This window comes from Bacteroides sp. f07 (assembly GCF_042854785.1).
GTDB lineage: Bacteria > Bacteroidota > Bacteroidia > Bacteroidales > Bacteroidaceae > Bacteroides.
In genome coordinates, this window is sequence record NZ_BAABXI010000003.1 from 768,128 (window position 1) to 784,508 (window position 16,381).

Annotated in this window: 10 protein-coding genes; 4 read left to right on the forward strand and 6 right to left on the reverse strand. The window is 44.6% G+C overall.

The window, feature by feature from the left end:
• Positions 1-124 precede the first annotated feature (124 nt).
• The 4 genes from ACGHVY_RS22805 to ACGHVY_RS22820 are packed head-to-tail and all read left to right on the forward strand — an operon-like array spanning position 125 to position 7,478.
• Positions 125-3,694 carry a SusC/RagA family TonB-linked outer membrane protein gene (locus tag ACGHVY_RS22805; RefSeq protein ID WP_390601800.1) on the forward strand — a complete coding sequence of 1,190 codons (3,570 nt, stop codon included), beginning with the start codon at positions 125-127 and terminating at the stop codon, positions 3,692-3,694.
• Positions 3,695-3,713: 19 nt separating this feature from the next.
• Positions 3,714-5,327, forward strand: a complete 1,614-nt coding sequence (locus ACGHVY_RS22810) for a RagB/SusD family nutrient uptake outer membrane protein (protein ID WP_390601802.1) — start codon at positions 3,714-3,716, stop codon at positions 5,325-5,327.
• A 24-nt stretch (positions 5,328-5,351) separates the two neighbouring features.
• The gene (locus ACGHVY_RS22815; protein WP_390601804.1) at positions 5,352-6,293 is read left to right on the forward strand and encodes a hypothetical protein; all 942 of its coding nucleotides are present in this window, start codon (positions 5,352-5,354) and stop codon (positions 6,291-6,293) included.
• Between the two features lie 36 nt (positions 6,294-6,329).
• On the forward strand, positions 6,330-7,478 hold the full coding sequence (locus tag ACGHVY_RS22820) for a TlpA family protein disulfide reductase (RefSeq protein ID WP_390601806.1): 1,149 nt from the start codon (positions 6,330-6,332) through the stop codon (positions 7,476-7,478).
• An 81-nt stretch (positions 7,479-7,559) separates the two neighbouring features.
• On the opposite strand, the gene ACGHVY_RS22825 is transcribed toward ACGHVY_RS22820, so the two are convergent.
• The 6 genes from ACGHVY_RS22825 to ACGHVY_RS22850 form a co-directional block, all read right to left on the reverse strand.
• On the reverse strand, positions 7,560-9,938 hold the full coding sequence (locus ACGHVY_RS22825) for a glycosyl hydrolase 115 family protein (protein ID WP_390601808.1): 2,379 nt from the start codon (positions 9,936-9,938) through the stop codon (positions 7,560-7,562).
• Between the two features lie 94 nt (positions 9,939-10,032).
• The gene (locus ACGHVY_RS22830; RefSeq protein WP_390601810.1) at positions 10,033-10,890 is read right to left on the reverse strand and encodes an SGNH/GDSL hydrolase family protein; all 858 of its coding nucleotides are present in this window, start codon (positions 10,888-10,890) and stop codon (positions 10,033-10,035) included.
• Between the two features lie 81 nt (positions 10,891-10,971).
• The gene (locus ACGHVY_RS22835) at positions 10,972-12,291 is read right to left on the reverse strand and encodes an HlyD family secretion protein (protein WP_390601812.1); all 1,320 of its coding nucleotides are present in this window, start codon (positions 12,289-12,291) and stop codon (positions 10,972-10,974) included.
• A gap of 3 nt (positions 12,292-12,294) precedes the next feature.
• Complete coding sequence (locus ACGHVY_RS22840; protein WP_390601814.1) at positions 12,295-14,523, reverse strand: peptidase domain-containing ABC transporter; 2,229 nt, start codon at positions 14,521-14,523, stop codon at positions 12,295-12,297.
• A 27-nt stretch (positions 14,524-14,550) separates the two neighbouring features.
• Positions 14,551-15,789 (reverse strand): glycosyltransferase, encoded by a 1,239-nt coding sequence (locus ACGHVY_RS22845; protein ID WP_390601816.1) that lies wholly within the window; start codon positions 15,787-15,789, stop codon positions 14,551-14,553.
• On the reverse strand, positions 15,786-16,313 hold the full coding sequence (locus ACGHVY_RS22850; RefSeq protein ID WP_390601818.1) for a hypothetical protein: 528 nt from the start codon (positions 16,311-16,313) through the stop codon (positions 15,786-15,788). Before ACGHVY_RS22850 ends, ACGHVY_RS22845 begins: the two co-directional genes overlap by 4 nt.
• Positions 16,314-16,381: the final 68 nt, after the last annotated feature.

Consider the following 16,381-nt stretch of genomic DNA (forward strand, 5'->3'; position numbering starts at 1 on the left):
AAACATATAGAAGGCTTAAAAAAGCTTACGAGAGGGTATTACAAGAGTAAAAGAACAAAGTTTGTCAAACACTAAATGCATAATCATGGTGAAAATTTGGACTAATTCCTTCAAAAGGAGCAGAATGAATCACTTTGTGGCTAAAATGTTCTGGTTGTTGCTGACCTTAACAATATTCAGCACCAATATCCGGGGACAACAAAGTGAAAAGAGGATCTCACTTGAGTTCAAAAATGAACGGCTTGCCAATGCTTTCAAGAAAATAGAGGAAGCAAGCGGGTACAAGTTTATCTTTAATTATGAGAATATCTTTGCTTATGGTGTCACGGGGAGTATCAGAAACAAGACAATCACTGAAACGCTCGACGAAGTGATCGGCAAAAAGCCGTTAGTGTATAAGATAGACGGCAATTTTATTACGATTGCCCTGAAACCCGGCAGTCCGGAAGCTGAAGCAAAATCCAGACTGTGCCAGTTGGACGGTATCGTCATAGACGAAAACAAGCAACCGCTCCCCGGAGCGCATGTCATCATTGAGGGAACGAAATGGGTGACAACCACGGATATAAACGGGGCTTATAACTTTTTAGTTGAAAACAGTACAAGCTACACGCTCCGGTTTTCTTATCTGGGAATGGAAACAAGACAAGTCAAGGTATCTGTCGAAAAGGGGCTTGCCAACAAAAAAGTATCTCCTGTCATCCTGAAAGAGAGCGATGCCGCCTTGAGTGAGGTTGTCATTACAGGTTATCAAGTGATGGATCGCCGTGAATCTGCCAGTGCAGTTTCCTCTATAAAAGCTGCGGACATCATGGTACAGGGAGTCAGCTCTATCGACCAGATGCTTCAGGGTACTATACCGGGCATGGCGGTAATGAATACTTCGGGTGAGCCTAGTGCCACTCCTAAAATCCGTATCCGTGGTAATGCCACCATCAACGGTAATAAATCTCCGGTATGGGTGGTGGACGGAGTAATCCTTGAACAGGACGTGCCTTTCACTGCTTCGGATATCAATAGTGAAGATGCCGAATATCTGATAGGTAATGCCATCTCAGGAGTAAATCCGCAGGATATTGAAAGTATCACTGTATTGAAAGATGCGTCGGCAACCGCCATTTATGGTGTAAAAGCCGCGAATGGAGTAATCGTAGTGACCACCAAGAAAGGCAAAGCAGGGCGTCCCGTCATTACCTATAATGGTAATGTCACGCTGAATACCCGTCCTTCCTACTCCAACTATCATCAGATGAATTCGCAGGAGCGCATCGCTTTCTCCAAACAGTTGGTTGATGCCGGATACAACTTCGGACGTACGCCGTATGGACCGACGTATGAAGGCGCTTATGAAGCATTGATGAACAAAGACATGACCCTGGACGAATTCAAATCGGAAGTCAGCGCCATGCAGACAAGGAATACCGACTGGTTCAAGCATCTGTTCCGAAACAGCATCACGCATACGCACAATGTCAGCGTGTCCGGCGGTACGGAGAAAATGACTTATTACATCTCTGCCGGCTATCAGAATATCGAAGGCGCGGCGAAAGGTTCGGATACCGAAAAAATCAGTACGCTGGCTAAAATGACGATGGACATAAACAAGCACATCAGCTTCACTGCTAAAGTCGATTTTACCAATACATCCAATAACGGATACAATTCTTCCGTCAACCCTTTCAACTATGCATACAGCAAGTCAAGAACCATTCCTGCTTTCAACAACGACGGTTCATACTATATGACTTATGAGAAAGACGGAAACACCGGCACAAAGTCTATCGGCTACAATATCCTCAAGGAGCTGGATAATACCGGAAAATCGTCACAACTGGATGATTTCAACGCCTTGCTCCAACTGGATGTGAATATCATCAGCGGACTGAAGTATACCGGTACTTTCTCTTACCACAACACCAATACGGCACAAAGGGAGTGGGCTACCGAGCAGTCTTACAACATAAGTAGTATCAGAGGATGGGATTATGGTATGTACACTCCCTATGATACGGATATTTATAATGCGTCCGCACTTCCTTACGGTGGTATGCTGTATCAGTCCAACCTGCGTAAAACGGGTTATACTATCAGAAACCAGGTAAGTTACACCGGAATATTCGGCGGATACCATCATATCAATATCATGGCGGGTACGGAAGCGCGGCGGAACGCTTACAAAGGCGTAGGAATCACGGGGTACGGCTGGACACCGGAATTCGGCGAGAAGTTCAATCCGGTGATAACCGAGCTGTTCACCAGCCAGTATATACAAACAGGAAAGACACTTCCTACCAATACTAATTCCTTCACACAGGTTGCCTCTTTCTACGGCGTGGCTTCCTACTCCTATGACAACCGGTATATCCTGAACACCAATATCCGGTCGGACGGTTCCAACAAATTCGGCAGCAACCCCAAATACCGCTGGTTGCCTACTTACTCGTTCGCGGTGAAATGGAATTTGATGAACGAAGCATTCCTGAAAGATGTTTCCTGGATAGACAATCTGGCTCTCAGAGGGTCTTATGGTATCCAGGGAAATATCCACGAAGATTCCTCGCCCTATCTGATAATCACGACTGGTGATAGGGTGGAGAATATTCCGACTTCAAGTATCCGTTTATTGCCCAACCCCGACTTGAGATGGGAAAAAACACGTTCGTGGAACGCCGCCGTCGACTTCTCCTTGCTCGAAGGACGGCTAAGAGGTGGAGTCGATGTCTACGGCAAGAAAACATCTGACCTGATTATGAGTAAAACGGTAGCCTCATCCAACGGAAGAACCCTGCTATACTATAACGCAGGAAAAATGACTAACAAGGGGGTGGAAGGCTTTGTCAACATCGGACTTTTAAAGAAGAAAGACTGGGAATGGAGAATCGGCATGAACTTCAGCCGCAACATCAACAAAATCACCTATGCCAACCCAGAAGATTTAAGCGACGTTGAAATTGTCGAAAAGATGTTGAGCGGCAGTCTGGCTATAGAAGGAGCTCCTATCGGTTCGCTTTATGCTTATGAATTTGCCGGCATCAATCAGGACAACGGCTATGCCATGTTCTATACAAGGGATGGTAGAAAATCGATCCGGGGCTCAAAGACGGATATGAAACTAGTACGCTGTGGCTCCATCTTCCCAAAACTGACCGGAGGATTCGACACCCAAATTCGTTATAAGGATTTCTCTTTATCCATGAATTTCACGTATAGTATCGGAAGCGTGGCACGGATTCCCAATTATTACGCAGATAATACACATTATATAGATCCGTTGAGCAACCTTTCCACTGACTGGCTGAAGTGCTGGAACAAGCCTGGCGACCAGACCATCTATCCGGCGCCGTATAACAGCACCGCATTGACCAACTACTTCGGGACGGAAGCGGGAGCCGCTTACGATACTTATGACGCGACAATAAAAGGGAAAATGATTTATCCATACGAAATGTATAATTACAGCAATATCAGAGTGGCGAAAGCTGATTTCCTCAAACTGAAACTCGTTTCGCTTAGTTACAACTTCCCCAAAAAGATGTTGCAACCGTTGAATGTCAACAGCCTGATGCTGCGTTTTCAGGTGACCAACTTATTCACTATCGCGGACAAGAAATGGAATGGACTGGATCCGGAAACAAATGGAGCCAATATTCCTGCTTTACCGACGTTCAGTTTAGGAGTAAATGTATCATTTTAACATCAAACAGCTAGAAATCATGAACAAGAAACTTATACACATAATATCTTTCATGGCTATCCTGTCGCTCTTTTCATGCGACGACTACCTAAAAGAGGACTCGGCAGACTTACTGATACCCGAATCCGTGACCGATTTCGCCCCGCTACTGCTGGGAGAAGGATACCCCGACAAGTTCGGTTCGCAAATCTCTTTCGTCAACTTAATGACGGATGATGTGGAAATGGGACCTCTTTACTATGACGCCGAACAAAAAAACGACAGGTATTGTACCACCTGGCGCGAAGGTATAGATGCCAAGGCAGGATATGGTGAAGCTGCTTTTATATGGCAGAGTGATTTTTCGGAGAATATCAGGGATGGTTTCTGGAGCGGGCGTTACAGCAATATCCTAGGATGCAACACTATCATCAATGCCTTGCCGGAAATGACTTATGCGGAGACGGAAGAAGGACTTTACCGGGCTTTGGCGGCACAGGCGTACGCACTGCGCGCTTACCATTACTTCTGCCTGATAAACACATATGCTCTCCCCTATTCGACAGCCAATCTTGACAAACCGGGTGTTGTAATAAAGACCAGCCCCGAAATACAAACAACTCCGCAACCGAGAGCAACTATCAGGGAAGTGTATGCATTAATCAATAACGACATAAAGAAAGCACAGGAATATATAACGGGAGCTGTATTCCAGTGTGAAAAGTACACCGGTAGAAAACCTGAAATCACGTCTGCAGCTATTTACTTCCTGGCAGCACGAATCGCCTTGTTCCAACAAGATTGGGATGGAGTAATCTCGGCGGCAGAGAAGTTTCTGGTCAAAAATTCTTCTATCCATAACCTGAATAGCGAAGATGCAACTATGTTCGGATATGTCTCGTCTTTCGAAAAGACCAGTTTCTGTGCCAACAATCAGGAATTGGACGAGGTGGTATTCGGATTCGGGCGGAGTGACGGTGGTTATGACTACCTTGCGCCTAACAACCCTATACTCATGTACTACGAGTATGGTTTTCATACTTCGTGGACAGGGGAAAATTCTTTAATCGGACTATATGACGAGGACGACTTGCGGCTTCAAGCTTATTTCCAAAGAAGATATAACAAATCCGGCAGTACGCGCAATCCCACTTATTATGCAGGACAATACCACCCGCACAAATACGACCAGAGAGCGGGCACAAACTATTCCAGTCAAGCCTGGAGAACTCCCGAGCTTTACCTGAACCTGGCAGAAGCATATGCACAGAAAGCAAGCGGTGTCAGCAATGATGCTATCGGGTTGCTCAACCAACTGCGGGTAAAGAAATACAAATCGGGAAGCCCCAATGCCGAAAAGCAAATCTCGGACTTTGCAACAAAAGACGATTTAATTCAATTCATCTGGCAAGAACGTCGCAGGGAGTTGTGTTTTGAAGAAATCATGCGTTTTTGGGATATGCGCCGCCAGGGTATGCCGTCTGTGGAACATCGGCTTTTCAGTTCTCCCAAAGAGTACTCGGTATATCGCCTGAAAGCGGAAAGTCCGAACTATGTACTTCCTATTCCCGAAGATGAGACTAGTTATAACAATGCAATTGAGAACAACCAGCGGGAAGTTATCGCTTCTTCTTCCCTGGGAACACTTGAATAATACAACCATTAAAAAAGTACCATTATGATAAAGAATATACTATATGCATGGTGCATCGTCATGACGGTAGCCATAACCGCCTGCTCCGAGGGGTCGCTGACTTCCATTGACGAGCTGAACAGTACGATCTATGATCCGGAAAGTACGGGGAATGAAGCGATTGATAACCAGATTAATGCATTCTACAAAAAATACGGCAGTAAAATATTGTATGATTTCCCGGCAAGCGACTTGTATTTCGGATGGAGCAACAGTGATATTAAGTGGTATGTTCCCGTGAAACAGGAAGGAAGCGAAACGTATATCGAACGCATGGTTTCTTTCTTGGAGAACGATGCGTTAAATGAATATCCGCCTGCATTCACAAAAAAGTTTCTTCCATACAGAATCTTCCTGGTAGACTCCGTATGTGACAATAAGGAATATCTAAAAAGCAAACTGGTGGATGTACTGGAACTAAAGACACACGGCATAGTTATCGCCCATGTAAGCAAAGACATGGATGACTTGGACGAGGATGACTGGCAGGGAATGAAGGCTTCCATCAATACGGCATTATTAAATTCCATTTATACCGCCGTAGGTGTAGAGCCGACAGATTTTAATGCTTCCAGTGAAGCTACTTTCATGATAGACCTTCTTGAGGATCCGCTGGAAGAATTTACGGATTTGGAGTACTCATGCTATTCGGCGACAGTTATCAATGCCACTCCTATCTATTTTGAGGGTGAATTGTTCTACATAATGAAGCCCAGCAACAACGAGGACTTCGGCTATTATGTATCTTTCATCATGAAAACACCCAAGAGCCAAATAGACAGGGTATTCGAGCGTTTTCCGAAAGTAAAGAACCGGGCTTCGTTAGCTTATAAGTTCATGTTGGAAAGAGCCGGAACAGACCTGATAGAATTTCAGAAGAACACTTGTCCGGATGACCCGCTTCCACTCGATTATTTCTCCAGATAAGTATAGATATCAATGATAAACCAAATAAATATGTATATGAAAAGCTGGATTATAAGTACCATAATCGCCATCTGCCTGACAACGGGAATCGGATTTGCCCAAGTTCCCTATCAAATCAAAGGGAAATGGGCTACCGGAATAGGAAAAAAAGTCTATTTGAACAACTTCCCTGCAGATACTCCCGAAGCGGTGACGATTGACTCGACCACCGTAGCCCCGGACGGTAGTTACATTCTATCAGGAAAACTGAACAATATGCAACTATTGTCTCTCACCCATGAGAGTAGCAAAGGCTACAGACCGCTGATGGGTGATGGAAAACCTGCAGATATCCTCATAAGGGATGTAGAATACTCTTATAAAGAACCGACAGCCGCTTATGAAATAATAGGGAATTCAATAGAGCATAAGGCTTCCGAAGCAATTCTGGCATATTGGGGACATGATTTTATACGCAAGATGAACGAAGGTATGTTTGCCGCTGGTATAGAGAAGAGTGCCAAAGAAAACGACCTGTCGAAAAAGGCTGAATATGAGAAGAAGCTAAAGACCGTTCTACAGGAAAGGGAAAACGAAAAAAATGATTTTCTAAGCCGGTATGGGAATTGTCTTGCCGCACCTTACTTCATTGTGATGAATCTACTGAAAGGTATTCCCGTGGATGAGACAGAAGCATTCTACAACGGTATGGGAGAAAAAGCGAAAAAGACGCCAAAGGGAATCGAACTGAAAGAAAGCATTACAAAAATGAAGGCTTTGGCACCAGGAGCGAAAGCGCCGGATTTTACGTTACCGACTGTGACAGGAGAGGAATTTTCGCTTGCAAGCCTGCAAGGGCATATCGTCATCCTTGATTTCTGGGCTTCATGGTGTGCCCCCTGCATTGCAGAGATGCCTGTCGTGAAAGAAATCTATGCAAAATATAAGGACAAGGGGTTGAAGATAGTAGGTATTTCAATGGACAATTCGGAAGCGGCATGGTTGAAAGCCATCGACAAGGTACAAATACCCTGGATGCATGTCTCATCATTAAAAGGTATGAAAAGGTGTCCTGTTGCACAGCTTTACCAAGTTTATGCCATCCCTAAACTATACATCATAGACAAAGAAGGGAAAATCGTCGCAAAAGATTTACGGGGAGAGGAGCTCAAGAAAAAGGTGGACGAACTATTCGTTCGTCCGTAGAAATTCTCAATCATATAAATCTCTATACCCCATGCATACATTCATAATTGAGAAAGTCCTGCCGCCGAAAGACGACAGGACTTAACGTTTATCCGGCATATAGAGCATCACCTGATCCAATACCACTCCTTCATCCAACGCCCTAATCACCAGACGGTGGGGATTCTTTCCGGAGACCGGAAACACCATTTTACGGATAGCCTGATTACGCAATACATTCTCCTTCCATTCCTCACTGCGTCCTTTCGTTTCGTAAGAAACCACTCTAGGTTCTGCACCGTCCAAAGATACCGAGAAGCGCAATTGCTCTCCGTGCACAGGGTGATTGGGTAACAAACGGACGTCTACTACTACCGAATCCGCTGCCCATTTGCCGAAATAAAAAGTCAGTGCATCACCCATGTTGATACCTGCCGCTCTGCCTTCATAGCCCAAACCTTCATAAGTTACAGGGGTTGTTACCATCTTCCCGTTCTGTTTATTCTTGCCGTCCAGCCCGTTCCACTTATAGACAGCGGTACGCTCTTTCATCATCGGCAAAGTAGCAGTTTTCCTCTCCACCCGGTTAAATACAGGCAGCTTGCGGGGTTTGAAATCCATCATACGGTTCCATTTACCATCTTCCAAAGCATTATACTGTTGTGTCAATGCAGCAATGCTGTCATAAGCAAGGTCACTCTGCCCCCAATCCGCCTTTCCATGACGTGCCAACTGAGCGTACAATAGCTTCCGGTTCATCTGCACAGCAGCCTGTACCGGATATTTCACCAACTCGAAATAGGCGCTTTGCCTGTCGGCCGGAACCTTTGAAGCTGCCCGCTCCACCGTTTCCGACAAATCACCATAAGCCCGCAAACGCGCATTTATCTCTTTCTCACTCCAAGGCAAATCTTTAACAACACGGTAGGCGGGATCTTTTTCCTCTTCTCTCGTATTTCCCATAAATTCCGGTTTGCGGATATGAGCCAAACGATAATGTTCCTGCATTACAGGCAATACAGCCTTTGCACATGAAGCTCCGAACTCCCGTTCCAGCCAATGTTTCAGATGAGAGGTCACTCCTTCTGAGGCTACCGCATCCAGATTCCAGGCCATATCCATAAACAGCTCTATCTGATATTCGGCAGGCTTGATATCCCCGACGTTCAATATCCACATCTTCTGTATGCCCTGATCATAGGCGAGTTTCATCTGCTGATAAATCAATGAAGGACTCATTGTACTCAACCAAAGATGGTCATGCGGACGTCCCCAATAGGATACATGATAGTAAACGCCATTCCCCCCTTTGCGCACACGTTCCTCGGCAGTAGGAAAATGGCGGATATAGCCGTAATTATCATCACACCACATCAATGTAACGTCATCGGGCACCTGCAATCCGGCATGATAAATATCGAGTACTTCTTTATAAGGGATAAAGACCTGTGGAACCTTAGTCATATCCTTATTGACGTATTTCCCAATCAATCCACGTTGGTCTACAAACACACGGTCTATCACCGCTTTCTGTTCTTCCACCGTCTTGGCTCCCTGCATCTTGCCATCATGTACTCCGCGCATTCCCAGCGTATAGAGTATCTCCTGATCTGCAACCTCCTTCACACGGTCTTCCCAGAATTTATAAACTGCGGCACTGTTGTTTACATAATCATATGCTCCCTCGCCTCTCCGCTTCCACTCACCGGCAGCATTACAGGCCATCGGTTCGCAATGCGAAGCACCTATGAATATTCCATATTTCTTTGCCGCTTCCCGATTGCCTTTGGTCAAAAAGAACGGAAGTGTACATTCGTGCATAGCCGGCCAATAAGTATTGGCATGCAGGCGCAGCAGCAGTTCGAAAATACGTTCATTCGTCCGCGGCCCGATTTCGCCTTTCACATCTGAAGGTTCATAAGTCCGGTTGCTCCATGGCATCAAGCCCCAGTCTTCGTCATTGATAAAGATTCCGCGATACTCTACCGAAGGCGACTGGACACTTCGGAACTTCCGTGAAAGTTTGAAAAAGTCCTTCTTTTCCGGAGTTACGTCCGCCCACCATTCCCAAGGGGAGACACCTAGCAAACGGGAAATTTCGAGTATTCCGTAGGCTGTGCCATGTTTATCGCTACCGGCTACCACCAGTTTTCCTTCCGGAGACACAGTCAACAGAAAAGCCTGTTGTTTTCCTTTCAAGACAGAAACATCCACCCCTGTTTGTTGAAGAAGCTCGCTCCGCCCGATCGTCCCTACGACAATCATTCCGGTACTTTCGCTCGCTTGGGTAGTGGACGACAATACAGTCCGAATATCACGGGTCAGCATATCCAAGGCAGTATGGACTACCTGTTCTTCGGAATTACTACAAGCGACCGTAACCGTCTGCCTAGCGTTTAATACAAAGTCTTTTTGCTTGCTATGAGCAGATAAAGTGACAATCAGAAAACTAAATAAAGAAAACAGGAGTTTATGTCTCATAAGTCATATTTTTATAAAGTACAAAAATAGAGCTTTGGAAAGCAATCCCCTATAGAAAAGAGTACAATCTCATAGATTTTTGTGCAAGATACTTTTAAAAGGCTACCGGCAATGCAAGGAATTGGTACATTAATGTACGTGCCATACGTTCCTGTCCTTTCGTGTTAGGGTGCAGACGGTCATACCCCGCATCATAAAAGTAAATCAACTGTTCTTCCACCATCGGATTCAATCCTGTCACCGCATTAAAGTCTATCACAGGCACTCCCCATACACTTCCGGCTTCCTTAACCGCTTGTACATAAGCATCCACATATTCACCACAACTATTCTGATAGTTTTCATCCGGCTGCACATTCGTTTCTCCAAAATCCGCCAACGAGCGATGCAACGGAGTCAACAGCACAATCTGCTTATCCGGGAAAAGCTGTTTCAACCGTTTCATTCCGATATTGATGCGTCCCTTATACGTATTTCCATCCATTACAGGGGTGCGTTTCTTGCGTGTTTCCATCTTCTTAGTCTCACCACGAGCCGCCATCACCTGTTCTTCCGTTTCCGTAAACCATTCTCCGATAGGGACACCCGCATTAAAATCATTCGTCCCCATGAAAACAATGATTGCATCCACTTCCCCACCATGTTCTTTCTTCAACTGTTCTGCCTGACGGGGCACGTCATTCCATTGCCTGCCGCTTATGCCATATACATAAGGAGTAATCCCCAACCATTCCTGCAGGAAATCCCAGTATTTCTTAATCTTGTTACCATAGCAATTCGGGTCTGTAATAGAATCCCCTATATACCCTACTCTTTTACCCTGCCACGGATGCTGGATACTTCTGTTATTATTTTCATTGGAGTTTACGACTTTAGAAGATTGATTCTGTCCGTACAGAAAACAAGAACAGAACAATAGGACTGTACATGTAAGTAATAATTTGCTTTTCATTGGTATTCTATATTAAATGAGACATTTGTATTCAATGTTCGGCAAATGTAGCTCAAAAATATACAAATCCAATCAATTTCATTACATATCTTCGTTCTTTAATCCTTCTGTTATCACTTTCCTTATCGGCATCAAGAACCTTTCCAATAAAGATATATCTTCGGTGATAATATCCGCCTGTCCCTCCATTTCCGGCAGAAACGGCAATTCTTTGTTATAACTGGTTCGTAATCCGTTCGGAAGTTGGATATCTACCATATAGCTTTTGATATTCTGTCCATCCACTACCGGTATCAAAGAGATGTTTTTTACCGTTCCTTTCACGATTCCAAATTCTTTATCCGGATAATTATTAAACCGTATATTCACCTTCTGCCCCTTTTTTACCTTGCCAGACCTTTCCGTTGGTAACAGCGCCTTTCCGATAATCTCCCCCTGATTGCTAGGAACAATATTAAAAACGATATTGCCTGCCGTCACATTCTGGTTGTTTGTCCAATACTGTGTCAAGGTAATCTCACCGTCTACCGGAGTTATCAGCGCATAGTTTATCTCCCAAGCATCTATCTCGGCCCTCAACTGGTTGATGAGCGAACGCAACTTCGTTTCCAGCGTATTTCTCTGATCCAGATACTGATATTCCGTATCATACAAAGATTCATTCATCTGTGCCAATTGAATCTGCAGGTTTTCCAAAGAGCGGTCCATATTTTCTGCCGAGAGGAAAGATTGCAGGTATCTGCTGTAAGACTCTTCGACAGCTTCTTTAGAAATAAGCCCCTTGACACCCAAGAGAGAATCCCGGGCATATTGTTGGTGGGCGATTTCTGTCTGGACTGCCGACAGTTCTTTCTGTTTCAGCATATTGGTATAATAAGCCTCATTCTGCACAATCCGCGCTTTCACCAAATCTATCTTTTTTAAATGATATGCCAACTCTTTAAACTGCTTGTATTCGGACATGGAAAGATAAAAAGACGAATAAAGAGACTGTAAGCTACCAAGCTGAAGCTGTTGGGAAGGAACCAAAGCAATAGTATCCAGATTACTCTCAGCTTGTTGTACCAATTCCTTCAGTCGGATTATATCATTCGTCTTAGCCGGATTTTCTATCACTGCAAGCAAAGTGTTTGCTTGAACTTGCTGATTATTCTCAACATACAGTTCCTGCAACTTCCCCGAAGTCCTAGCCACCACTGCGGACACAGGCGTGGTTCCGGTCAAGCTTACTGTAGAACTGATGATGTCCGGGTATTTGAATACGGCACTGCCTACAAGCAGCATCAGAACAACACAGGCTATCATCGTGATTCCCCAACGGACAATCCATGCGGGGACGGCAGTCAGCACTTCATTGAAATCTTCGCTTCTTAATTCTATTTCCGGTTTCCTGTTTTCCATACGCTATACTCCCAGTTCCAGTTGATTCTTCACCAATGTGTAGTAAGCCCCTTTCTTCGCCGTCAGTTCCTTATGAGTGCCCGACTCAATCACCTTTCCGGCTTCCATCACCACGATATTATCCGCATTCTGCACCGTGCTGAGCCGATGCGCCACCACTACCACCGTCTTTCCCTCATAAAACTGCGTCAGATTATCCAATATCTTTTTCTCATTGTTGGCATCCAGTGCATTCGTAGCTTCGTCAAAGAAGAGAAACGCCGGGTTCTTATAGACAGCCCTCGCAATGAGCAACCGTTGCTTCTGCCCCTGACTCACGCCGTTTCCTTCCATACCAATCTTACTGTTATACTTTTGCGGGAGTGATTCGATAAATTCCTTGATATTGGCCATCTCCACCGCATTCAACAGTTTCTTCGTATCTACCGACTCATCGCTGACAGCAATGTTTTTCGCAATGGAATCCGAGAAAAGAAATCCTTCCTGCATCACGGCTCCGGTATTTTGCCGCCACAAATGAGGGTTAATGTCTTTCAGCGAATAATTCCCCACTTTAATATCCCCTTTTACCGGATTATAAAACCCCAAGAGTAGTTTGACAACAGTCGTCTTGCCGCTACCGCTGGCACCTACAATAGCAGTCACCTTGTTGTGCGGAATGGTGAGACTCAGATTATCCAGCACATAATCCCTTTCCGCACCGTCATAGCTGAAACATACATTTTCCATCGTTATGTCCCTGTTCTCCGGCAACACATTGATTTTATCATTCATGTCGGTGATTTCTTCCTCTTTGTTATTAATCTCATTGAGCCGTTCGAGGCTAATTTTCGCATCCTGCAATGATTGGCTGAAACTTATCACCTGACCGATAGGCCCCGACAATTGTCCGATGATATAACTGATGGACATCATCATACCCAAGGTTATATCTCCGTCTACTACAGCCTTGGCTGATAAGAAGGAAATGAGAAGCGATGTTGTTTGGCTGAAAAACAACGAACCTACTTGCTGAGTCTGTCCCAGTGCAGTACCTTTGATACTTATCTTAAACAGTTTTACTTGTATGGATTCCCATTTCCAACGTTGTTGTTTCTCGCAATTATTAAGTTTGATTTCCTGCATGCCTGTGATAAGTTGCACCATGTTGCTCTGATTGGCAGAAGCTTGGGAAAAACGAGCATTATCCAGTTTGCGACGGTAACGCATGAAAGAGAGGATCCACATGACATACAAGGCATTCCCCACCAAAAAGACTATCAAGATAGACAGGTTATAATAAGCCATAATACCGGCGAAGATAAAGAAATTAAAAAAAGAAAAGAGAGTGGAAAGTGCTGTTCCAGTCATGAATGATTGAATACGTCCATGGTCGCCAATCCGTTGCAGGATATCACCTATGTTTTTCGCGTCGAAAAAGCGGATAGGCAATCTCATCAATTTGGCAATAAAGTCAGAAATCAAGGTTATACTTATTCGGGTATTCATGTGCAGGCTGATCCAGCTCTGAATGAAACCGACTCCCATCTGAGTGAACGACAACACCAATTGGGAGACGAGTATCAACGTGATAAAATCAAGATTATTGTTTCCGATACCTTGGTCAACCATCGTCTGGGTGAGGAAAGGAAGGATAAGCGAGAAAACACTTCCCAACAACATCCCTATCATCAACTGAAACAGTTGCGACTTGTACGGAAACAGGTAGCGCAGGTAGAAAGAAAGGTTTTTCTTTTGCTGTTCATGGTCGTCTATACGTTCGTGAAATTCGGGAGTGGGAGTCAGCAACAGGGCGAATCCGGCTTCCTTCCCTTCATCCTTAGTGCTCACCCAGCATTTCTCGAATCCTGCCTTGCCGATAGGATACTTTCCTTTCGCCGGGTCGGAAATATAAAAAGTGTAATCTTCTGCCGCTTTGGAGAAAAGCTTCTTTTTCTTCCGGATATCATACAACACGACAAAATGGTTTTGGTTCCAATGAAGGATACAAGGCAACGGAACATCCTCAATCAGTTGTTGAAAGTTGATACGTACTCCCTGCGTTCTCATGCCTATGCTTTCGGCGGCATCACTAATACCTAACATGGATACCCCCTGACGGGTAATGAAACTTCTTTCCCGCAAGGTCTGAAGAGAATAGCTACGGCCGTAGTATTTGGCAATCATGCGCAGGCACGAGGGACCGCAGTCCATCGATTCGAGTTGCTGGTAGTGTGGAAACGATTTAATCATTGATTCAATAATTTATCAAACATATTTTCAACCCAATGAGGATAACAACTCCCCATACCCCATCAGCATTTGTCTTTCACTATAACGACTGCGATATATATTTTGGGCATTTTTACTTAACATCTTTCTCAGCTTATCCGAATGCAGCAACTTATCCATAGCCTCTGCCAGATTACGAGAAAATTCGCTCGAATCCTCCCTATCGCCAATGGAAGCCACCACCGCATTCACTCCGTCTCTGAACATATTCCGCAAGCCGAAGCCATCGGATGCAACAATAGGAAGTCCATGCATCATCATCTCAATTCCTACATACGGACATTGCTCATAATAGGAAGAAATCACCCCCATGTCCGCCACAGCATACCACTTCTCCAATTCCTTCTTATTTATCAATCCCACAAACGACACATGGGTAGCAAAACCTGAAGAAATAGCCAACAGATTTTCAATCCGATTGCCATTATCGGAACCAATAATGACCAGACGGACATTCGGATTCTTCTTCAACACAGTGTGAAAAGCGCCTAACAAGGCATGTATACCTTTTTGCATAGTAGGTCTGCCTACATAAAGAATAATCTTTTCATCTGCGGGAATAAACAGTTCTCTCTTCAACTCCTCACGGGTGGCGCACTGCACATCATTTCCACCACATTCTTTCACCCCGTTAGGTATCAAAAATACCCTTTCCGAAGGAAGTGCATACACTGTCTGTAACAAGTGGCGAGTATCCTCGGACAAACACACCACACGGTCTACGAAACCATACGTTTGTACTTCCTTCGCATAGAAATCCCGTATATGCCGTGTATTCTCCTGTTCATCGTTTGCCGTTTCTATGATTTGTCTGAACCTACGTTCATCACCCATACAACCGGAAGTCCATCCCAAATCATGGATGATAAAAACCACTTTAGACAACGGAAAGTCACTCTTCAGCATCTCTGCCAATCTCTCGCAAGGCGAATGGTTGACAAAAAACAGGTTGTCGGGAGAATCAACGATATACAAGCGAAGCAACCGAACCACAATTCCGGCATGATGCGTAAACTGACCTGCGGGAAAAAACGGGAACAGCATTCTTTTCATTCTTCCCTCTTCATCCCGCTCAATGGTAAGTTCCTTTACACCCGCATTGAAAACCAACATACAGACCACCGCCTCCAACTGCTTCATACAGTTGCAAAACTCCTTCAGGAAAGAGCCTATGCCGTTCTTCTGAGAACTGACATATTCATCAAACACAAAAACCTGCCTCTTCATATCAACAATTGTCTTAACAACAAACCTGCCAATCCATTCCTCAAGCCCAACGGAGAAACGCTTATTTGCTCTTGCTCCACAACCGGAGAATCTACAAATTGCAACACATCCAACGGATAATCAGGCATCGAACGCGTTTCATACCAATGCATATACATGCTGCCTAACCGCAGGAAAGAGTCTTCCCGTTGTCCGGCGTCCACCAACGTTTTTACCTTCGCATACAAATCCGAGAAATAAAGTTCATCGAAAGGAAGCTGTTCTTTGCTGCCACGTATATGTATCAGCACATAGTGCAACAACCCTTCCAGCCCGCTTTCCAAAGACGTATCGGTCATTCTTCGGACATCGAATGCCATGATTTTCTTGTCTATCTCTTCGCAAACCTCAACACCATCGCCTTCCACAAAACCGCTTTGAAGCAAGTATTCGAGTCCCCAGCCTATACCGATGAATCCGGAAGTAAACTCCACATCCAATCCTTTGTAAACGTGTTCCAGCACATCATCTAAGAGTTCACTCATGTATTCATAGTATATTTTATTGCATGTATGTCGATACAAACATGCAAAAGCAAGCACTATTCCCATTT